Source organism: Streptococcus pneumoniae, assembly GCA_040719455.1.
Taxonomy (GTDB): Bacteria; Bacillota; Bacilli; order Lactobacillales; family Streptococcaceae; genus Streptococcus; species Streptococcus pneumoniae_G.
In genome coordinates this window covers 799,991-820,260 of the sequence record JBFDTN010000001.1, presented here as the reverse complement: position 1 = coordinate 820,260, position 20,270 = coordinate 799,991, and the positions used below count along the sequence as shown (strand labels likewise).

The 20,270-nt window shown below is 40.2% G+C and carries 22 protein-coding genes; all 22 read left to right on the top strand.

Translation table 11 applies throughout. From position 1 onward, the window contains the following. Positions 1-3: 3 nt before the first annotated feature. Positions 4-720 (top strand): methyltransferase domain-containing protein, encoded by a 717-nt coding sequence (locus AB1I63_03875; GenBank protein MEW4354027.1) that lies wholly within the window; start codon positions 4-6, stop codon positions 718-720. Between the two features lie 65 nt (positions 721-785). After that, positions 786-1,373 (top strand): HD domain-containing protein, encoded by a 588-nt coding sequence (locus tag AB1I63_03870; GenBank protein ID MEW4354026.1) that lies wholly within the window; start codon positions 786-788, stop codon positions 1,371-1,373. Positions 1,374-1,463: 90 nt separating this feature from the next. Continuing rightward, positions 1,464-3,692, top strand: a complete 2,229-nt coding sequence (recJ, locus tag AB1I63_03865) for a single-stranded-DNA-specific exonuclease RecJ (GenBank protein ID MEW4354025.1) — start codon at positions 1,464-1,466, stop codon at positions 3,690-3,692. 71 nt (positions 3,693-3,763) lie between these two features. Then, positions 3,764-4,276, top strand: a complete 513-nt coding sequence (locus AB1I63_03860) for an adenine phosphoribosyltransferase (GenBank protein ID MEW4354024.1) — start codon at positions 3,764-3,766, stop codon at positions 4,274-4,276. A 99-nt stretch (positions 4,277-4,375) separates the two neighbouring features. Then, entirely contained in the window at positions 4,376-5,320 is a 945-nt protein-coding gene (gene metA, locus AB1I63_03855) for a homoserine O-succinyltransferase (protein MEW4354023.1), read from the top strand. A gap of 8 nt (positions 5,321-5,328) precedes the next feature. Further along, positions 5,329-6,006, top strand: a complete 678-nt coding sequence (locus AB1I63_03850) for a DnaD domain-containing protein (GenBank protein MEW4354022.1) — start codon at positions 5,329-5,331, stop codon at positions 6,004-6,006. A 106-nt stretch (positions 6,007-6,112) separates the two neighbouring features. Beyond that, positions 6,113-6,493, top strand: coding sequence for a RidA family protein (locus AB1I63_03845; protein ID MEW4354021.1), 381 nt, complete (start codon positions 6,113-6,115; stop codon positions 6,491-6,493). A 143-nt stretch (positions 6,494-6,636) separates the two neighbouring features. After that, positions 6,637-7,527: an RNase adapter RapZ gene (gene rapZ, locus AB1I63_03840; protein ID MEW4354020.1), complete on the top strand. Its 891-nt coding sequence runs from the start codon at positions 6,637-6,639 to the stop codon at positions 7,525-7,527. Next, positions 7,524-8,501, top strand: a complete 978-nt coding sequence (locus AB1I63_03835; protein MEW4354019.1) for a YvcK family protein — start codon at positions 7,524-7,526, stop codon at positions 8,499-8,501. Before rapZ ends, AB1I63_03835 begins: the two co-directional genes overlap by 4 nt. Continuing rightward, positions 8,498-9,409 (top strand): DNA-binding protein WhiA, encoded by a 912-nt coding sequence (gene whiA / locus AB1I63_03830; protein ID MEW4354018.1) that lies wholly within the window; start codon positions 8,498-8,500, stop codon positions 9,407-9,409. The genes AB1I63_03835 and whiA overlap by 4 nt, the downstream gene beginning before the upstream one ends. A 75-nt stretch (positions 9,410-9,484) precedes the next feature. Further along, on the top strand, positions 9,485-10,354 hold the full coding sequence (gene rfbA, locus AB1I63_03825; GenBank protein ID MEW4354017.1) for a glucose-1-phosphate thymidylyltransferase RfbA: 870 nt from the start codon (positions 9,485-9,487) through the stop codon (positions 10,352-10,354). Beyond that, positions 10,354-10,947 carry a dTDP-4-dehydrorhamnose 3,5-epimerase family protein gene (locus AB1I63_03820; GenBank protein ID MEW4354016.1) on the top strand — a complete coding sequence of 198 codons (594 nt, stop codon included), beginning with the start codon at positions 10,354-10,356 and terminating at the stop codon, positions 10,945-10,947. Before rfbA ends, AB1I63_03820 begins: the two co-directional genes overlap by 1 nt. A 24-nt stretch (positions 10,948-10,971) precedes the next feature. After that, positions 10,972-12,018 (top strand): dTDP-glucose 4,6-dehydratase, encoded by a 1,047-nt coding sequence (gene rfbB / locus AB1I63_03815; protein ID MEW4354015.1) that lies wholly within the window; start codon positions 10,972-10,974, stop codon positions 12,016-12,018. 188 nt (positions 12,019-12,206) lie between these two features. Then, a complete protein-coding gene (locus tag AB1I63_03810) occupies positions 12,207-13,139 on the top strand; it encodes a glycosyltransferase family 2 protein (GenBank protein ID MEW4354014.1) in 933 nt (310 codons plus the stop codon). Positions 13,140-13,145: 6 nt separating this feature from the next. After that, a complete protein-coding gene (locus AB1I63_03805; GenBank protein ID MEW4354013.1) occupies positions 13,146-13,925 on the top strand; it encodes a glycosyltransferase in 780 nt (259 codons plus the stop codon). Positions 13,926-13,948: 23 nt separating this feature from the next. Further along, positions 13,949-14,650 carry a glycosyltransferase family 2 protein gene (locus AB1I63_03800; protein ID MEW4354012.1) on the top strand — a complete coding sequence of 234 codons (702 nt, stop codon included), beginning with the start codon at positions 13,949-13,951 and terminating at the stop codon, positions 14,648-14,650. Further along, on the top strand, positions 14,643-14,993 hold the full coding sequence (locus tag AB1I63_03795) for a DUF2304 domain-containing protein (GenBank protein MEW4354011.1): 351 nt from the start codon (positions 14,643-14,645) through the stop codon (positions 14,991-14,993). Before AB1I63_03800 ends, AB1I63_03795 begins: the two co-directional genes overlap by 8 nt. Next, complete coding sequence (locus AB1I63_03790; protein ID MEW4354010.1) at positions 14,983-16,239, top strand: lipopolysaccharide biosynthesis protein; 1,257 nt, start codon at positions 14,983-14,985, stop codon at positions 16,237-16,239. Before AB1I63_03795 ends, AB1I63_03790 begins: the two co-directional genes overlap by 11 nt. Further along, positions 16,236-17,213, top strand: a complete 978-nt coding sequence (locus AB1I63_03785; GenBank protein MEW4354009.1) for a glycosyltransferase — start codon at positions 16,236-16,238, stop codon at positions 17,211-17,213. Before AB1I63_03790 ends, AB1I63_03785 begins: the two co-directional genes overlap by 4 nt. Positions 17,214-17,230: 17 nt before the next feature. After that, complete coding sequence (gene rfbD, locus AB1I63_03780) at positions 17,231-18,082, top strand: dTDP-4-dehydrorhamnose reductase (GenBank protein MEW4354008.1); 852 nt, start codon at positions 17,231-17,233, stop codon at positions 18,080-18,082. A gap of 104 nt (positions 18,083-18,186) precedes the next feature. Next, on the top strand, positions 18,187-19,335 hold the full coding sequence (gene cps2T, locus AB1I63_03775) for a beta 1-4 rhamnosyltransferase Cps2T (GenBank protein ID MEW4354007.1): 1,149 nt from the start codon (positions 18,187-18,189) through the stop codon (positions 19,333-19,335). Then, entirely contained in the window at positions 19,332-20,267 is a 936-nt protein-coding gene (locus tag AB1I63_03770; GenBank protein MEW4354006.1) for a glycosyltransferase family 2 protein, read from the top strand. Before cps2T ends, AB1I63_03770 begins: the two co-directional genes overlap by 4 nt. Positions 20,268-20,270 lie beyond the last annotated feature (3 nt).

Sequence of the window (20,270 nt, the reverse complement as noted above, 5' to 3'; positions counted from 1 at the left end):
TTTATGGATATTCAAGCTTATCAAGCTCATATTGCCAAGCCTTGGGGTCAAATTTATTACCAAATTTTATTTGAACAATTACAATCAGTGAAAGGAAAAACCATTCTCGATTTTGGGAGCGGCTTTGGTCACGTTGCCCAATTTCTCGCAAGGAAAAATCAAGTGCTAGCTATTGAACCAAATAAGGAGATGTTGGATGCGCGTGTGCGAGATTCATCCTATCCCTATAAACAACTGCAAGGAAGTTTAGAGTTGTTAGAGAGGCTGGATGCTGCATCTTTTGATATGGTGGTGTGCCACAATGTTTTAGAATATGTGGAAGATCCGACTATATATATCAATGCTTTTTATAGGTTGCTCAAGGATGATGGCAAACTTTCGCTCGTCAAGCACAATGACGTGGGACGGATTATGCAGACGGCTGTTTTTGAGTGTAATATTCCTAAAACCATGGCTTTTTTAGCAGGAGAACGTTATCAGACCCATACCATGGGTGAAGCCAAATCTTATGAGATAGAGGATGTACTGGCAAAGGATATCTTTGTGCTAGAGCATTATCAAGGCATTCGCACCTTTTACGGCTTACAGCCTAATAGCGTTAAAACAGAGCCAAACTGGCTAGAAGAGATGAAGCAGCTGGAACTATCTGTCTGCAATCAATCTCCTTATCGAGACATTGCAGCCTTTCAGCACTTGTGGTTGAGAAAGGAGTTATACTAATCTCATGAAGATTTAGAAGTTGGGCTATTTTACCGATCAATAGGACATACATAGGAGGTTATTTCATGGAACGTTTGAAGCAGCAATGGGCTTTTGCAGCAGAATTGGAAAAACTAAAAGCTGTTCATAGAACCAACCGTACTTTAGATAATTATCGCTTTGAAAATAGTGCAGAGCATTCTTTTCAAGGAGCTATTTTAGTGCCATTGTTAAGTGAGCATCTTCCCTTTCAAGTGAATCTTGAAAAGGTGATGAAGTTGCTTTTGTTTCATGATTTAGGCGAGATTTATGCAGGAGATACGTTGGTATTTGATGAGATAGGAAAGGTAGATTCTTACCTACGTGAACAAGACTCACTAAGGAGAAGTTTGGGGTTGTTGCCGAGTGATCAAGAAGAAGAGTACCTAGCTTTGTGGGAAGAGTTCGAAGAGGGAAAGACTAGGGAGGCTCAGTATGCGAGGATGATCGATGCATTGGTGCCTCTTATCAATCACTTAGAAGTAGCAAAAGAAGGTGACAATCCTTATCAATTAACGAAATCACAAGTGCTAGCAAAAAAATCTTTCATAAAAGAGCTATCTCCAACTTTATGGAATCTAGTCCTCGAAATCATTGATAAAAGTGTTGCAAAAGGACTGTATATGGATCAATAAGAACATGAAGGGTCAGCCATTTTTCCTGTTTGGTCTGGCTCCTTTTTCGTGATATAATAGGGAGAAGATTTTAAGGAACAAAGGAAAATCATGATTACTTCAAAATATGAGTGGCAGTTGGCAACGACTTTTTCAGATGACGCCTTTTTAAAAATAGGTAAAAAAGCTGGCTTAGAGCCTGCAGCATCAGCTCTTCTTTACCAGCGAGGGATTCAGACCGAAGAAGCCTTGCAAGCCTTTTTAGAGCCTGATTTGAGTCACCTGCATGACCCTTATCTGCTACATGACATGGACAAGGCAGTGGAGCGGATTCGACAAGCCATTGAGATGAGGGAGCAGATTTTGGTCTATGGAGATTATGATGCAGACGGTATGACCAGTAGCTCCATTATCAAAGAGACCTTAGATGAGCTTGGGGCAGAATGTCAGGTTTATCTACCCAACCGCTTTACGGATGGCTATGGTCCCAACGAAAGCGTCTATAAATACTTTATTGAGCAGCAAGGGATTTCACTCATTATCACGGTGGATAATGGGGTGTCAGGCTTAGCGGCGATTGCTTTTGCGCAGGCAGCAGGCGTGGATGTGATTGTGACAGACCACCATGCCATGCCAGAGACTCTGCCTAATGCCTACGCGATTCTTCATCCGGAGCATCCAAATGCTCGTTATCCTTTTCAATACCTAGCAGGTTGTGGGGTAGCTTTTAAGCTGGCTTGTGCCCTGTTGGAAGATATTCCTCTGGAATTACTGGATTTAGTCGCTATTGGGACTATTGCGGATATGGTCAGTCTAACAGGTGAAAATCGAGTCTTGGTCAAATACGGGCTTTCTGTTTTGCAGCAAACCCAGCGGATTGGCTTGCAGGAATTGCTTCAGGTGTCAGGAATTTCAGCTAGTGAGGTGACAGAAGAGACGGTTGGCTTTCAGCTAGCACCTAGACTTAATGCCTTGGGGCGCTTGGACGATCCCAATCCAGCAGTGGATTTGCTGACTGGATTTGATGAGGAAGAGGCGCATGACATTGCTCTCATGATTAACGAAAAAAATGATGAGCGAAAAGCCTTGGTAGAGGCGATTTATGAAGAAGCCAAAGCTATGGTCAATCCTAGCGCATCAGCTCAAGTTCTTGCAAAAGAAGACTGGAACCCAGGAGTTCTAGGGATTGTGGCAGGCAGACTTTTAGAAGAGCTGCACCAGCCCGTTGTTGTCTTAAATATCGCTGAAGGTCTAGCTAAAGGAAGTGCGAGGAGTATCGAGGCTGTCAATATTTTTGACGCTTTGGATCCGCACCGAGATTTATTTGAAGCCTTTGGGGGTCACGCTGGAGCTGCTGGGATGACCCTAAAAGTGGACAATCTCTCTCGCTTGTTAGAGGTGCTAGAAAACTATATCCAAGAAGAAGAGCTTGATTTGACAGTGAAAAGTCCTCTTTATTTGGATGAAGAATTGCACTTGGCTGATTTGACCCTTGATACCTTGAAGAGTTTTGACAAATTAGCGCCTTTTGGTATGGATAACAAGCGCCCCATTTTTTACATTAAAGATGTCGTGGTGGAGCAGGCACGAACCATGGGGCAGGGAAATAGCCATTTGAAATTAAAGGTTTCTCAAGCTGGAGCTGCCTTTGACGTTGTTGCTTTTGGTAAGGGAAGTCTAGCCATGGAATTCTCCCAAGCAAAGAATTTGGAACTAGCAGTGACCTTATCGGTCAATCAGTGGAATGGGCAAACAACCTTGCAGCTCATGATGGTAGATGCCCGCATTGATGGCATCCAACTTTACAATGTCCGTGGGCGAAAGGCCAGTCTTCCTGAAGGAGTACCTCAGCTTCATTTCAAGGAAAATCAGCTGGATGTAGCTGATAGCCCAGCTGTTGTCATCTATGATGTGCCAGAAAATTTAGACGAGCTCAAGGTTATTTTACAAGAGCAGAAATTTTCCGCTATTTATTTCAAAAATGAAATTAGCCCAGCCTATTATCTGACAGGCTATGGCACGAGGGATCAGTTTGCCAAACTCTATAAAACCATTTATCAATTTCCAGAGTTTGATGTACGCTATAAGCTAGCTGATCTAGCTGCTTTCTTGAAAATCGAGAAAATTCTCCTAATCAAAATGATTCAGATTTTTGAGGAACTAGGCTTTGTCACGATTACCGATGGAGTCATGAAGGTCAATAAAGAGGCTGAAAAAAGAGAGATTGACAGTAGCCAAATTTACCAAGATTTAAAGAAAACGGTCAAGGAACAAGAGCTGATGGCACTAGCTCCGGTCCAAGAGATTTATGAGACATTGATGTTCGATGAGAAATCTTAGCCAGACATTTCCCATTTTTCGAAAAAATGGTATAATGAAGAGTAAAAATTTTAAAATATAGAAAGAAACCAATGAATTTAAAAGATTATATTGCTAGTATTGAAAATTATCCACAAGAAGGGATTATCTTCCGTGACATTAGCCCTTTGATGGCGGATGGAAATGCTTATAGCTATGCTGTGCGTGAGATTGTGCAGTATGCGACGGATAAAAAGATTGACATGATTGTCGGTCCTGAAGCACGTGGCTTTATCGTGGGCTGCCCTGTGGCTTTTGAACTTGGGATTGGCTTTGCTCCAGTTCGTAAACCTGGTAAATTACCACGCGAAGTGATTTCAGCGGATTATGAAAAAGAGTATGGTGTGGATACCCTCACTATGCATGCAGACGCTATTAAGCCAGGACAACGTGTTTTGATTGTTGACGACCTTCTTGCCACAGGTGGAACAGTGAAGGCTACGATTGAGATGATTGAGCGTCTCGGTGGTATCGTAGCAGGCTGTGCCTTCCTGATTGAGCTTGATGATCTAAAAGGTCGTGAAGCGATCGGTGATTACGATTATAAGGTGCTTATGCATTACTAATATAGTTTGAAACTATAACTGGTCAGAGAAAAAATATAATTGAAAACTATATCTCCTTTCAGTATAATGAATGTACATACGAGAAAAGGAGATATTTTCATGCCAATTAAGATTGATAAAAAGTTGCCAGCTGTTCAGATTTTGCGTTCTGAGAATGTTTTTATCATGGATGATGAACGGGCTAATCATCAAGATATTCGTCCCTTGAATATCTTGATTTTAAACCTCATGCCTCAAAAAATTGTCACCGAAACTCAGCTCTTGAGGCACTTAGGAAATACACCCTTGCAGCTCAATGTCGAATTTCTCTATATGAAGAGCCACGCCTTTAAAACAACAGCTTTGGAGCATTTAGAGACTTTCTATAAGACCTTTGATGAGGTTAGAGAGCGGTATTTTGATGGCTTGATTATCACAGGAGCACCGGTTGAGCATTTAGCTTTTGAAGAGGTAGATTATTGGGAAGAGTTTTGCCAAGTCATTGACTGGAGCAAGACGCATGTGTATTCGACCTTACATATTTGCTGGGGAGCTCAAGCAGGCTTATATGCCCGCTATGGGGTGGATAAGAGCTTGTTGCCACAGAAATTATCAGGTATTTTTTCTCAATCAAGTCCACAGCAACCCAATCTTCTTTTTAGAGGTTTTGATGATGACTATCTTGCGCCCCATTCTCGTCACACGACTGTAACCAAAGAAGCTATTCAAACTCTGACAAACTTAGAAATCTTGGCAGAGGGAAGAGAAGTCGGAGTATCGGTTCTTGCTAGTCGTGATTTACGTGAAGTGTATAGCTTTGGGCATTTAGAGTATGACCGAGACACGCTTTTACACGAATACCAGAGAGATAGGGAGGCAGGTTTGAATCCTACCATTCCAGAGCATTATTTTAAAGATGATGATCTAACCAAGCCTCCAAAACTTTGCTGGAGTCTGCCAGCTGCACTTTTTTTCAGTAATTGGATTAACTATGCTGTTTACCAAGAAACACCCTTTGACTGGGAGAATCCAGAAGAGAATGTTTCCTATTTTGCTTATCTATAAGAGGAATTATGACCTATTTACGAGCATTTAAAGAGGGCAATCTGGTCTTGCCAAGCGCCCTTTTCTTCCATTTTCATGAGATTTTTAACTCCAGCGATGATTTCTTAGTCTGGCAGTTTTTCTATTTGCAAAATACGACTGCTATGGAGACGATTTCACCTAGCCAGATTGCCGAAAGTCTAGGAAAGACCTTAGCAGAAGTCAATCGTTCCATGTCTAGCTTGACGGAAAAAGGATTACTGCAGTATAAAACGATTGAACTCAATGGTGAAATTGAGGCGATTTTTGATGCTCTTCCTGCTTTAGAGCGCCTAGATGAGTTGACACAGCCTAAAGAAATGCTGGCTGAACAGCCTGCCTCACCCAATGCTTTAAAAGATGTGGTGACAACCTTTGAGCAAGAATTGGGACGTTTGCTCACCCCTTATGAAATTGAGGATTTGGAGAAAACCTTGAGCGAGGGAACTAAGTCTGATCTCGTTAAAGCAGCGCTTCGTGAAGCGGTCTTTAGTGGAAAACCTGTATGGAAATACATCCAAGCCATTTTGAGAAACTGGCGCCGTGAAGGGATTACCAGTGTGCAGCAGGTAGAAGCCAAAAAACGGGAACGAGAGCAATTTGACCAAACGAAAGTCAGTGTGTCAGATGACTTTTTGAATGCCATGGATTTGTGGAAACAAGGCTAAAATTGATTATTATAGGATGTAAAAAGGGATAGAGAAAGGAATTTTCTGTCCCTTTTCTGTGTGATTTATGCTATAATAGAGACAGAAAAATGGACAGGAGAATCCTATGGCAAAAACAATTCATACAGATAAAGCACCAGCAGCAATCGGCCCTTATGTGCAAGGAAAAATTGTCGGAAACCTCTTATTTGCAAGTGGTCAAGTTCCTTTATCACCTGAAACAGGTGAAATCGTTGGTACAACTATTCAAGAGCAAACCACGCAAGTCTTGGCAAATATCAAAGCTATTTTAGAGGCAGCTGGAACAGATTTTGATTATGTGGTCAAAACTACTTGTTTCTTGAGTGATATGAATGATTTTGTGCCCTTTAATGAAGTCTATCAAACAGCCTTTTCGACGGAATTTCCTGCTCGTTCAGCGGTGGAAGTGGCACGTCTCCCACGAGATGTCAAGGTTGAGATTGAGGTTATTGCAGAAATTGTGTAAAAGGGTGGACATTTGTCTGACCTTTTTATAGTCATTCCGTTTTCATTTATTACGTCGTTAACTCGTCTTGTCTAACCCTAGTTATGCCTGTGACTCGTTGCCTCGTACTAAATCAAAACTAAACAACTATGGTAGGGGAAGTTATGACAGAAAAAAGATTAGATTTGGTCATTGTGACAGGGATGAGTGGAGCAGGAAAGACCGTTGCGATTCAGTCCTTTGAAGATTTGGGGTATTTTACTATTGATAATATGCCTCCAGCCTTGGTTCCGAAATTTTTACAGCTCGTTGAGACCAAAAAAGACAATGATAAAGTTGCCATGGTGGTAGATATGCGGAGTCGTTCCTTCTTTTCTGAGATTCAGACAGTTTTAGATGAGATTGAACAGGATGAGGCCTTGAACTTTAAAATCTTGTTTTTAGACGCGGCAGATAAGGAGTTGGTGGCTCGCTACAAGGAGACGAGACGGAGTCATCCTCTAGCAGCAGATGGTCGGATTTTAGATGGGATTAAGCTTGAACGTGAGCTTTTAGCGCCGCTTAAAAATCTCAGTCAAAATGTGGTTGATACTACGGAGTTAACACCAAGAGAATTACGCAAGACCATCTCGCAAGAATTCTCCGATCTTGACTCTAGTCAGAGTTTCCGTGTGGAAGTCATGAGTTTCGGCTTTAAATATGGGCTTCCCTTAGATGCTGACTTGGTTTTTGATGTTCGTTTCTTGCCAAATCCTTATTATCAAGTAGAGTTACGAAATCAAACAGGATTAGACAAACCAGTTTTTGATTATGTCATGAATCATCCTGAGTCTGAGGATTTTTATAAACACTTGCTAGCCTTGATTGAGCCGATCCTGCCAGGCTATCAAAAAGAGGGCAAGTCTGTCTTGACGATTGCTGTTGGCTGCACAGGTGGTCAGCACCGTAGCGTTGCTTTTGCGCAACGCCTTGCCGATGACTTGAGCAAAAACTGGACAGTCAATAGTAGTCACAGGGACAAGGACCGCAGAAAGGAAACGGTAAATCGTTCATGAGAAAACCGAAAATAGCCGTCATTGGCGGTGGAACAGGCATTTCTGTCATTTTAGATAGCTTGCGAAAAAAGGATGTGGACATTGCAGCTATTGTCACGGTAGCAGATGATGGAGGGAGTTCAGGTGAGCTGAGAAAGAGCCTTCAGCATATCACTCCTCCAGGTGATTTGCGCAATGTCTTGGTGGCGTTATCAGACATGCCACGTTTTTATGAGCAGGTTTTTCAGTATCGTTTTGCAGATGAAGATGGTCCTTTGGCAGGACATCCCTTGGGAAATCTCATCATTGCAGGGATTTCAGAAATGCAGGGTTCGACCTATAATGCCATGCAGCTCTTGACCAAGTTTTTCCATACAACTGGAAAAATCTATCCATCAAGTGATAGTCCTTTGACCCTTCATGCGGTCTTTACAGATGGGCGTGAAGTTGCAGGAGAGAGTCAGTTGGCTAATCATTCAGGCATGATTGAACATGTCTATGTGACTAATACCTATAATCAAGACAAGCCGGTTGCTAGTAAAAAAGTGGTTCAGACGATTTTAGAGAGTGATTTGGTGGTCCTAGGTCCAGGCTCTCTTTTTACCTCAATTTTGCCAAATCTTGTCATTGAGGAAATTGGTCAAGCGCTACTAGAGACCAAGGCAGAGGTTGCTTATGTGTGCAACATCATGACCCAGCGTGGGGAAACGGAGCATTTTTCAGATAGCGACCATGTGGCTGTGCTCCATCGCCATTTGGGGCAATCCTTTATTGACACGGTTTTGGTCAATATCGAGCCTGTGCCACAAGAATATATGAATAGTCATCAATTTGATGAATATCTCGTGCAGGTTGAGCATGATTTTGCAGGTCTGAAGAGGCAAGTTCCACGTGTCATTTCTTCTAATTTTTTGAAATTAGAAAATGGCGGTGCCTTTCATGACGGAGAGGCAGTCGTTGAGGAATTGCTCAGCCAGATACGGGTGAATCCATGAGTTTCACCATTCGAGTAAAAGAAGAATTGCTAGCCCTAGCGACTGCTGATAAGAATGAACTTGCAGCCATTATCAAAATGTCAGCGAGTCTAGGGATTGCGACTCAAGGATTGACCCTATCCATCACGACTGAAAATGCCAAGGTTGCCCGCCATATTTATGAACTATTGCTTCATTTTTATGAGGTGAAGGCAGATATTCGCCACCATCAAAAGACAAATTTACGTAAAAATCGTGTCTATACTGTATTTGTCGATCATGCTGTGGAGGAGATTTTAGCTGATTTGCACTTGGCAGATGCTTTCTTTGGTGTTGAAACAGGAATTGACCAAAGCATTTTATCTAGTGATGAAGCCAGTCGTGCTTATCTTCGCGGTGCTTTTTTAGCGAGCGGGAGTATCAGGGATCCCGAGTCTGGCAAATACCAGTTGGAAATTTTATCCGTCTATTTAGACCATGCGGAGGATATGGCAGCTCTATTGCAGAAGTTTCTGCTGGATGCCAAGACCTTGGAGAGAAAAAAAGGAGCTATTACGTATCTCCAACGGGCAGAAGACATCATGGATTTTTTGATTGTCATTGGTGCCATGAAAGCAATGAATGAGTTTGAGTCAGTAAAGATTTTACGGGAGACTCGAAATGACCTCAATCGTGCCAATAATGCAGAGACAGCAAATATCGCGCGAACCGTAACTGCAAGTATGAAAACGATTAACAATATTAGTAAGATTATGGACACGGTTGGATTAGAGAGTTTGCCAGTTGATTTGCAGGAGGTGGCGCATTTACGCATTCAACATCCTGATTATTCTATTCAACAGCTGGCAGATAGTCTCAGTCAGCCCTTGACCAAAAGCGGGGTCAATCATCGCTTGCGTAAAATCAATAAAATAGCAGAAGACTTGTGACTTTGGCTAGGATGATTTTTTATCAGAAATATGGTACAATAAAAAGAAGATTACAGACAGAAAGGTTTTTAACCTATGAAAGGTATTATTCTCGCAGGAGGTTCTGGGACACGTTTGTACCCATTGACCCGTGCAGCATCTAAACAATTGATGCCGATTTACGATAAACCAATGGTTTATTATCCCTTGTCAACTCTCATGTTGGCAGGTATCAAGGACATTTTAATCATTTCCACACCGACAGACCTCCCTCGTTTTGAGGAAATGTTAGGAGATGGCTCTGAACTTGGGATTTCGCTTTCTTATGCAGTTCAACCAAGCCCAGATGGTCTTGCTCAAGCCTTTATTATCGGAGAAGAATTTATCGGTGATGATTCGGTTGCGCTTATCTTAGGTGACAATATTTATCACGGAAATGGTTTGACCAAGATGCTCCAACGTGCGGCAAGTAAAGAAAAAGGAGCGACTGTCTTTGGCTATCAAGTAAAAGACCCAGAACGCTTTGGAGTCGTGGAATTTGATGCGGACATGAATGCTATCTCAATCGAAGAAAAACCAGAACAACCAAAATCTAATTTTGCCGTGACTGGTCTTTATTTCTATGACAATGACGTAGTTGAAATTGCTAAAAATATCAAACCGTCTCCTCGTGGGGAACTTGAAATCACAGATGTCAACAAGGCCTATTTAGAGCGTGGTGATTTATCTGTGGAGCTTATGGGTCGTGGATTTGCTTGGCTTGATACAGGTACGCATGAGAGCCTGTTAGAAGCAGCCCAGTATATTGAAACCGTGCAACGCTTGCAGAATGTTCAAGTGGCAAACCTTGAAGAAATTGCCTACCGCATGGGCTACATCACCAAAGAGCAGGTCTATGAACTGGCTCAACCATTGAAGAAAAATGAATACGGACAATACTTGCTCCGTCTGATTGGAGAGGCTTAATGACAGAACAATTTTTTGATAAGGAATTAGCTTGTCGTGAGATTGCAGCAATTCCAGGCTTGCTAGAGTTTGATATTCCTGTTCGTGGTGACAACCGTGGCTGGTTTAAAGAAAATTTCCAAAAGGAAAAAATGCTACCACTAGGTTTTCCTGAAAGCTTTTTTGCAGAAGGCAAATTGCAAAACAATGTCAGCTTTTCGCGTAAGCACGTTCTTCGTGGTCTACATGCAGAGCCTTGGGATAAATACATCTCGGTTGCAGACGGCGGAAAAGTCCTAGGTTCTTGGGTTGATCTCCGCGAGGGTGATACCTTTGGTAATGTCTATCAAACAGAAATTGACGCTAGCAAGGGCATCTTTGTGCCGCGCGGTGTTGCAAATGGCTTCCAAGTCTTGTCAGATACCGTGGCTTACAGCTACTTGGTCAATGACTACTGGGCTTTGGAGTTGAAACCAAAATACGCCTTTGTTAACTATGCGGATCCAAGTTTGGGTATCAAGTGGGAAAATCTTGAAGCAGCAGAAGTATCTGAAGCAGATAAAAACCACCCAATGCTCAAGGATGTCAAACCATTGAGAAAAGAAGATTTGTAAACTATCATTATTATCGGAGAAATCATGTCTGAATTTAAAAATATCATCGTTACAGGTGGAGCTGGCTTTATCGGCTCAAACTTTGTGCATTATGTCTATAACAACCATCCAGACGTCCATGTGACGGTCTTGGATAAGTTAACCTATGCTGGAAATCGTGCCAATCTCGTCGAGATTTTAGGCGATCGTGTCGAGCTCGTTGTTGGCGATATTGCTGACGCTGAATTGGTGGACAAGCTAGCCGCAAAGGCTGACGCCATTGTTCACTATGCAGCTGAAAGCCACAATGACAACTCGCTCAACGATCCAAGTCCTTTTATCCATACCAACTTCATCGGGACGTATACCCTTTTAGAAGCAGCTCGTAAGTACGACATTCGTTTCCACCATGTCTCAACAGACGAGGTTTACGGTGATCTTCCGCTTCGTGAAGATTTGCCGGAGCACGGAGAAGGTCCGGGCGAGAAATTCACGGCTGAAACCAAGTACAACCCAAGCTCACCTTACTCATCAACCAAGGCAGCTTCTGACTTGATTGTAAAAGCATGGGTGCGTTCATTTGGTGTCAAAGCAACGATTTCCAACTGTTCAAACAACTACGGTCCCTACCAACATATTGAAAAATTCATCCCACGTCAGATTACCAATATCTTGAGCGGTATCAAGCCAAAATTGTACGGCGAAGGAAAAAATGTTCGTGACTGGATTCACACCAATGACCATTCATCAGGTGTCTGGACTATTTTGACCAAGGGTGAAATCGGTGAGACCTACCTAATCGGTGCTGACGGAGAGAAGAACAACAAGGAAGTCTTGGAATTGATTCTAGAGAAAATGGGTCAACCAGCTGATGCCTACGACCATGTGACAGACCGTGCAGGTCATGATTTACGTTATGCGATTGATGCAAGCAAACTTCGTGACGAGCTTGGTTGGAAACCAGAATTCACCAACTTTGAAGCAGGTCTTGAAGAAACTATTAAGTGGTACACAGACAATGCTGACTGGTGGCAGGCAGAAAAAGAAGCCGTTGAAGCCAACTATGCCAAAACACAAAAAGTGATTAAATAAGAAATCACAGAAATAGTAAAGAAACTGAGAGACTGGGCCATTGTACTCAGTCTCTGAATTTTAGGATTGCAGCATCCTAAAAATTCACTCAATCAAGACACCAAATCATACGAAAGTGAAACTTTAGAAATTTCATAGAGTTTCATTCTTTAATATTTATCAAAGCAATTAAGACAAGGAGTAAGCACATGCTCTCAATCATCATCCCCTGTTTTAACGAGGAGGAAAGTATTCCTCTCTTTTTTGCAGAGGTCGAGAAGATTAAAGCTCAACTACAAACAGAAATTGAATACATTTTTATCAATGATGGTTCGCGAGATAGGACGCTTGAAGTCTTACGGGATTTGAGTAGCAGTCACCATCATGTCCACTATCTTTCATTTTCGAGAAATTTTGGCAAGGAAGCAGCCCTTTACGCAGGTTTAGAGTATGCTAAAGGTGATTTAGTGACCGTTATGGATGTGGATTTGCAAGATCCACCTGAACTACTGGTGCAGATGAAGGCTATGCTAGAGGAAGATTTAGACCTAGACTGTGTAGGGACTAGACGGACGACACGAGACGGAGAACCTCCTATTCGGAGCTTTTTTGCCAAGCTTTTTTATAAACTCATCAATCGAATCAGTCAAGTGGAGATGGTTGATGGTGCCCGTGATTTTCGCCTCATGAGACGCTCCATGGTGGATGCCATCTTAGAAGTGACAGAGTATAATCGGTTCTCAAAAGGAATTTTTGCATGGGTTGGTTTTAAGACTACCTATTTGGAATACAAAAATGTTGAACGTGTTGCAGGGACGACTAGCTGGAATTTCTGGCAGCTTTTTAGCTATTCTTTGGAGGGAATCGTTAACTTTTCCGATGCTCCGTTGACCATTGCCTTTGTTGCAGGGATGACTGCTTGTTTCTTAGCATTTATCTTGATGGGGATTGTCATTGTCAGAACCTTGATTTTTGGCGATCCGACTTCCGGTTGGCCATCTATGGTGTCTATTATTCTCTTTTTAGGAGGATTCCAGCTGTTGAGCATCGGTATTCTTGGGAAATATATCGGAAAAATCTTTATGGAAACCAAGAAACGTCCGATTTATATTGTTAAAGAGAGTAGTCAACAAGAAAGGTAGAAGAAGATGTTAGAACACACGTTTGTGGTGTCAGCTTATGGAGAAAGTCCGTTTTTAGAAGAGTGTATCCAATCGTTGATTCATCAAACAGTACCATCAGAAATTTTTGTCTATATCCATAAAACAAATTCTTATGTTGAAGAAGTTTGTCAGAAGTATGGATTATTGCTTAAAACAGGACAAGGAGGCGGTATTGGTCGTGATTGGAATCAAGCCATGTCATTTGTGAGCACGCCGTATGTAACCATTGCCCATCAAGATGATCTATATGAGCATGAATATACAAAGTCCATCATAGAAAAATTCCGTCAATATAAAGATGCAACGATTGTTTTTTCAGACTATGCAGAATATCGTGATCAACAAGTCGTACCTCCTAATCGCAATTTAAAAATTAAGACATGGATGTTACGCACAATGTCTCTCTTTCCAAGCTCTAAATTTTGGAAGAAGAGAGTATTGGCTCTTGGAAATCCGATTTGTTGTCCGGCTGTTAGTTACAATCGCGCCAAATTATCAGGATTTTCTTTCCGTGAAGATTTGAAGACATCTTTGGATTGGTATGCTTGGTATGATATCAATGAGCACTATCAAGGTCGCTTTGTTTATATTCCGGAAAAGCTGATGTATCATCGTATTCATGGAGATTCTGAAACTACTGCGACGATTTCAGATAATACACGCAGTAAAGAAGATATGTATATGTATCAGTTGATGTGGCCTAGCTTTATCGCATCTTTTCTAATGAAATTTTATGAAAAAAGTCAGCATACCAACAGTCAATAACAGTATTGGAGAAATGAACGAACGTGAAGAAGTTGATTATTATACCAGCTTATAATGAAAGTAGTAACATTGAAAATACGATTCAAGCAATCAAAGAAAAAGCACCACATTTTGATTATGTGATTATCAATGACTGCTCAACAGATAATACATTAGAAGTTTGTAAGAAAAATGGTTATAATGTAGTTGACCTTCCCATTAACCTAGGGATCGGCGGTGCAGTGCAGACTGGCTATCTATATGCTAAAAAATATCAATATGATATTGCAGTACAGGTAGATGGGGATGGTCAGCACGATCCTGCTTTTTTAGAAGAAATGGCAAGTGTATTAAAAGAAGAGCAAGTGGATATGGTAATCGGTTCTCGTTTTATCAAAAATGAAGGTTTCCAATCATCGTTTGCAAGACGAATCGGTATTCGGTATTTTACAAGGCTTATCAAATTATTGACAGGGAAAACGATTACAGATGCTACATCTGGATTGAGAATGGTCAATAGAGCCCTCATTGAAAAATTTGCAATAAATTATCCTCAAGATTATCCAGAACCAGAGACGGTGGTAGATGTCCTGCATAATCATTATATGATTAAAGAAATTCCTGTGATTATGAAAGAAAGGCAAGGAGGAGTCTCTTCTATTTCATTGAGAAAATCTATTTACTACATGTTTAAGGTTAGTCTAGCTATTTTGATTGTAAAATTAAGGGGGAGAGAGCATGCTTAGTCTTACAGCGCGTATGTTCATATCTGTGATTATTGTTCTTTTTTTGATGTGGATGTTACAGCTTATTAGGAAACACCAATTAAATATCCGCTATGCCTTATCTTGGTTTCTTTTATCGCTTGCCTTATTATTCTTAGTTTGGTTTCCTCAGATTTTAGATTATATATCTGCTTTGGTTGGGATTTACTCACCGACAAATCTTCTGTTTTTTGTAGGATTGTGCTTGAGTTTGGGAATTATCTTTTCCTTAACAAATATTGTGTCAAGTCATGCCCATAAAATTAAACAACTTAGTCAAAAAATAGCATTGATAGATAAGGAGTTGCAATCTCATGATGAGTGAAACTACTCCGTCTCCTCAAAAGATATTTCTGTGGAATATTCTAGGTAGTCTATCGACCGCTGCGATTTCTGTTTTACTATTATTGGTTGTATCGCGAACCTTGACTGATTTTGAAGCAGATATCTTTAGCATTGCTTATGCTATTGGGAATTTATTCGTTGTGATAGGATTGTTTCAGGTTCGGAATTTCCAATCAACGGATATGCAACCTAAATATACATTTAATGAGTATTTTGTTGCTAGACTTTTAAGTTGTTTAGGGATGGCCATAGCGGTATGTATCTATATTTGGATTAAAGGATATGAGGGGTATAAAGCTGTAATTATCCTAATAATTTGTCTCTATCGACTAACCGATGCTTTATCTGATGTATTTCAGGGGTTATTTCAACAAAAGCAAAGATTGGATATCGCTTCTAAGTCTTTGGTGTATAGAAATGCTATGATTTTTCTGTCTTTTACCCTAGTAACTTATATGACAAGGAATCTCATACTATCTCTAGTAATAGTATGTATAGTATCAATTACTTGCATTTTGTCATTTGATCTTCTAAAAATCAGATTCTTTGAAACTATTTGTATAAAAGGTCAGTCACTTAGTAGAGTAAAAGATTTATTACAAGAAAATATCCCTTTATTTTTAAATGGTTTTTTATTAGTATACATATATAATCAACCTAAATATTCTTTGGATAAGTTATTGGAGACGGGACAGGTAGCAGAAGGTAGTCAAAAATTATTTAATATTTTATTTATGCCTGTGTTTGTACTGAACTTGACGATGTTGTTTTTACGTCCTTTGATCACAGAAATGGCACTACACTATAGTAAGAGAAATATGATTGCTTACAATTCTTTAAAAAATCGTATTTTTGCAGTATTAGGAATTTTTTCTATTTTTATTTTAGTGATGAGTTATTTTTTAGGAATTCCTGTTTTAGGTTTTGTATATGGAACGAAATTACAAGCCTATCAACAAGCTTTTATGATATTAATGATTGGCGGAGTATTTAGTTCATTTTCATCTGTATTTGATAATATTATAACTGTATTAAGGAAACAGCATTGGCTAGTATTAGCTCATATTTTTGCTTTTGTTGTTTCAGCGTTAATTTCTGATTCTCTAGTATCTATTTATGGTATTTTAGGAGCTTCCTATAGTTTTCTATTGTCAATGATTTCTTGGTTACTATCTTTGATTGCTATTTATATTTTTATTACACGAAAGGAGCAAATGAGTGAATGAATCAGAAAGTAAGTATTATTATTCCAGTATATAACGCTGAACGGTACCTTAAAGTTTGTTTTGAATCTTTGTTACAGCAAACATATAAAAATATAGAAATTATTGCGGTTAATGACGGGTCTAAGGATAAATCCTTAGATATTCTAAATAGGTATGCACAAAATTATCCGGATATAGTAAAAGTATTGACTCAAGAGAATAGTGGTGTAGCATCTGCTAGAAATTTAGGGCTATCTGTTGCAGAAGGTGAATATATTACATTTGTAGATAGTGATGATTATGTTGCAAAAGATTATATAGAAAATTTACTTCTTCCTGCATATAATCATAAGATGGATGTAGTAATCAGTGGGTGCCATAGAGTAAATAGTCAAGGGGATATTTTGTTTTCTCAAAAATTACAAGGTGGACCTTGGTCTAAGTATAAAGTAATTGTACCGTGGGGGAGAATATTTAGAAAACAGTTCTTAGATGAGGAATCTATTGTATTTCCTGATTTTTCATTAGGAGAAGATGTTTTATTTAACCTAGATATCTATTCAAGAACAAAAAAAATTCTCTCAATTCCCTATATAGGCTATTATTGGCTTGATAATGAACAGAGTGCCTCAAACACCCTCAATAAAGGTTTTTCTAAGGAATTAGATATCTGTTCTTTTTTAGATGAAATTAAGAAACGTATCCCGAAACAATTTTATGAAATAGACTTACTGAAATTTTTCATTCGTAAATTTACTGTTTATTGGCTACTAGACGGTGGACGAGAATCAGCGCCTACTGATTTTCTTGAACAATATAGAAAAATAAATCATTGGATAAGGGAAAATGATTTATATTCAAATTTATCACCTTTATCTAAGAAAGTTGCTGATGAGAGGTGGAATATAAAAGGAATACTAATTATTTTCCGTTGTTTTGAAATTTTTCATTTAATGAAATTGTTTTCAGTAATGTATTGTAAAAATAAAAAGTAGCTTAAAGGGAGTACAACATGATTTTAATTACAGGTAGTAATGGTCAATTAGGAACAGAGTTACGTCATCTTTTGGATGAGCGTGGTGTCGAGTATGTCGCAGCAGATGTGGCAGAAATGGATATTACCAATGCTGAAAAAGTAGCAGCATTTTTTGAGGAAGTAAAGCCGAGTGTCGTTTATCACTGCGCAGCTTATACAGCCGTGGATATGGCAGAAGATGAAGGAAAAGAATTGAACTATGCCATTAACGTGACAGGTTCTGAAAATATCGCAAAAGCTGCTGAGCAGTACGGCGCAACCCTAGTCTACATCTCGACAGACTACGTCTTTAACGGAGATTTGCCAGTCGGTCAAGAATGGCAGGTTGATGACCAGCCAGATCCTCAATCTGAATACGGTCGCACCAAGCGCTTGGGTGAAGAAGCAGTTGAGAAATATGCTAGCAAGTTCTATACAGTCCGTACGGCTTGGGTATTTGGAAACTATGGGAAAAACTTCGTCTTTACCATGCAAAATCTTGCCCAAACTCGTGACACCTTGACCGTTGTCAATGACCAGCATGGCCGTCCTACTTGGACACGTACCTTGGCAGAATTTATGGTTCACCTAGTCGATACCAAGCAGGCATTTGGCTACTATCATTTATCAAACGATGCTAAAGAAGACACCACTTGGTTCGACTTTGCGACAGAGATTTTGAAAGATACCGATACCAAGGTATTGCCAGTTGATTCAAGCCAATTCCCAGCTAAAGCAAAACGCCCATTTAACTCAACGATGAGCTTGCAAAAGGCAAAAGAAACAGGTTTTGTCATTCCGACCTGGCAAGATGCTTTGAAGGAATTTTACCGCCAAGAGAAAAAATAAGAATTAAGAGCTAGCTTTCGCTGGCTCTTTCTAGTTTTATTAGGCAAATACTGGATAAAGTGGTATAATAGAATGGATTGTAAAATCTTGAATCGAGGAAGAGAATGAAACATGTTTTTGTGATTGGAAGTCGTGGACTTCCAGCAAAATATGGTGGTTTTGAAACCTTTGTAGAAAAATTAGTCACTCATCAGGCATCTCCAAATATCCAGTATCATGTGGCGTGCTTGAGTGATGAGAGTGCAGAACAGCATACGACTTATAAGGGTGCGGATTGTTTTACGATCAATCCTCCTAAGCTTGGACCTGCGCGCGTGATTGCTTATGATATGATGGCGATTCGCTATGCACTCTCCTTGATTAAAAAGGAGAAGATTGAGCATCCGATTTTTTATATCCTAGGAAATACCATTGGTGCTTTTATCGCTTCTTTTGCGAAGAAAATTCATGCGGTAGGTGGTAAACTCTTTATCAATCCTGATGGGCTAGAGTGGAAACGAAGTAAATGGTCACGTCCAGTTCAAGCTTATCTGAAATATTCTGAGAAAATGATGACTAAGCATGCTGATTTGGTGATTTCCGATAATATCGGAATTGAGGATTATATCAAGGAATGTTATCCTTGGGCACCTACCCAGTTTATTGCTTATGGGACTGATACAAACCTTTCAACACTTGACAAAAATCATCCGAGCGTACGAGCATTTTTCAAGAAATGGAATAGTCAAGAAAAAGGGTACTATCTTATCGTAGGGCGCTTTGTTCCTGAAAATAACTATGAGCAGATTTTACGGGAATTCATGAAGTCATCAACCGAGAGAGATTTAATCATTGTCTGCAATCACGAGGGAAATCCTTATTTTGAAACGCTCCGTCAACAGACAGGTTTTGATAAGGATAGTCGAGTGAAGTTTGTCGGAACAGTCTATGATCAAGAATTGTTGAAATACTTACGCAATCATGCTTTTGCTTATCTTCATGGGCATGAGGTTGGAGGCACGAATCCTAGTCTTCTTGAAGCTTTGGCGCAGACAGATATGAACTTGGTACTAGATGTTAATTTCAACCGCTATGTGGCAGAAGATACCGCTTATTATTGGAGCAAAAAAGAGCAGGATTTGGCTGGCTTGATTGATAAAGTAGACGAGAAGCAGGATTTTACAGAGATAGGGCAATGTGCTAAAAAACATATCCAACAAACCTACACATGGGATAGGATTGTTGGGCAATACGAGGACTTATTTTTACAATGAAAGTCAATATTTTGATGTCCACCTATAATGGTGAGCGATTTTTAAAGGAGCAGCTTGATAGTATTTGTCAGCAAACCTTTCGTGATTGGACTTTGCTGATTCGCGATGATGGATCAAGCGATGAGACACGGAAAATCATCACAGATTATTGCCAAAAAGATGAGCGGATTCGTTTCATCAATCCTGAAGATACGACAAATCTCGGAGTGATTGGAAGTTTTCATGCCCTTTTGCAACATGAAGTTGCAGATTATTATTTCTTTAGTGACCAGGATGATGTTTGGCTAGAGAAGAAATTAGCAATCCAGCTTGCTGCAGCAAAAGTATATCCGAAAGAGAAGCCCTTACTCGTCTACACCGACTTGAAAGTGGTGGGACAAGATTTGACAGTCATATCTGAAAGTATGATCCGTACTCAGTCAGACCATGCTAATACTCAATTAGTACAGGAGTTGACGGAAAATACAGTCACAGGTGGTGTAGCCATGATCAATCATGCCTTGGCTGAACTTTGGACGGGTCAAGAAAAATATGACTTGCTCATGCACGATTGGTATTTGGCGCTTGTCGCGTCAAGTCTTGGCAATCTCGTCTATATCGATGAGCCGACAGAGCTTTATCGTCAGCACGAATCCAATGTTTTAGGAGCGCGCACGCTTAAAAAACGCATGCAGAACTGGGTTCGCCCCCATGTGCTATTTGCCAAATACTGGAAATTGATTCAGGATAGTCAACGGCAGGCGAAAAATCTCTTGGCGCTTCCTCTAACTACCAAGGATAGGGAGTTGGTCGAGAACTTTGTGACCATTATGGAAGTGCCCTTTGTGGAACGTCTCAAGCGTATTCGCACCTACGGTTATCGAAAAAACAAGGGCTTTCATACCCTAGTCTTTACTAGCTTAATTCTGACAAAATTTGCCTATAAGGAGTAAATG

Coding starts and splice junctions, on each gene's coding strand:
- AB1I63_03860 (MEW4354024.1), top strand. CDS start 3,764: ATGAATTTAAAAGATTATATTGCTAGTATTGAAAATTATCCACAAGAA.
- rfbA (MEW4354017.1), top strand. CDS start 9,485: ATGAAAGGTATTATTCTCGCAGGAGGTTCTGGGACACGTTTGTACCCA.
- AB1I63_03805 (MEW4354013.1), top strand. CDS start 13,146: ATGTTAGAACACACGTTTGTGGTGTCAGCTTATGGAGAAAGTCCGTTT.
- AB1I63_03875 (MEW4354027.1), top strand. CDS start 4: ATGGATATTCAAGCTTATCAAGCTCATATTGCCAAGCCTTGGGGTCAA.
- rapZ (MEW4354020.1), top strand. CDS start 6,637: ATGACAGAAAAAAGATTAGATTTGGTCATTGTGACAGGGATGAGTGGA.
- rfbB (MEW4354015.1), top strand. CDS start 10,972: ATGTCTGAATTTAAAAATATCATCGTTACAGGTGGAGCTGGCTTTATC.
- AB1I63_03820 (MEW4354016.1), top strand. CDS start 10,354: ATGACAGAACAATTTTTTGATAAGGAATTAGCTTGTCGTGAGATTGCA.
- rfbD (MEW4354008.1), top strand. CDS start 17,231: ATGATTTTAATTACAGGTAGTAATGGTCAATTAGGAACAGAGTTACGT.
- AB1I63_03845 (MEW4354021.1), top strand. CDS start 6,113: ATGGCAAAAACAATTCATACAGATAAAGCACCAGCAGCAATCGGCCCT.
- AB1I63_03795 (MEW4354011.1), top strand. CDS start 14,643: ATGCTTAGTCTTACAGCGCGTATGTTCATATCTGTGATTATTGTTCTT.
- cps2T (MEW4354007.1), top strand. CDS start 18,187: ATGAAACATGTTTTTGTGATTGGAAGTCGTGGACTTCCAGCAAAATAT.
- AB1I63_03810 (MEW4354014.1), top strand. CDS start 12,207: ATGCTCTCAATCATCATCCCCTGTTTTAACGAGGAGGAAAGTATTCCT.
- AB1I63_03770 (MEW4354006.1), top strand. CDS start 19,332: ATGAAAGTCAATATTTTGATGTCCACCTATAATGGTGAGCGATTTTTA.
- AB1I63_03790 (MEW4354010.1), top strand. CDS start 14,983: ATGATGAGTGAAACTACTCCGTCTCCTCAAAAGATATTTCTGTGGAAT.
- whiA (MEW4354018.1), top strand. CDS start 8,498: ATGAGTTTCACCATTCGAGTAAAAGAAGAATTGCTAGCCCTAGCGACT.
- recJ (MEW4354025.1), top strand. CDS start 1,464: ATGATTACTTCAAAATATGAGTGGCAGTTGGCAACGACTTTTTCAGAT.
- AB1I63_03870 (MEW4354026.1), top strand. CDS start 786: ATGGAACGTTTGAAGCAGCAATGGGCTTTTGCAGCAGAATTGGAAAAA.
- AB1I63_03785 (MEW4354009.1), top strand. CDS start 16,236: ATGAATCAGAAAGTAAGTATTATTATTCCAGTATATAACGCTGAACGG.
- metA (MEW4354023.1), top strand. CDS start 4,376: ATGCCAATTAAGATTGATAAAAAGTTGCCAGCTGTTCAGATTTTGCGT.
- AB1I63_03835 (MEW4354019.1), top strand. CDS start 7,524: ATGAGAAAACCGAAAATAGCCGTCATTGGCGGTGGAACAGGCATTTCT.
- AB1I63_03850 (MEW4354022.1), top strand. CDS start 5,329: ATGACCTATTTACGAGCATTTAAAGAGGGCAATCTGGTCTTGCCAAGC.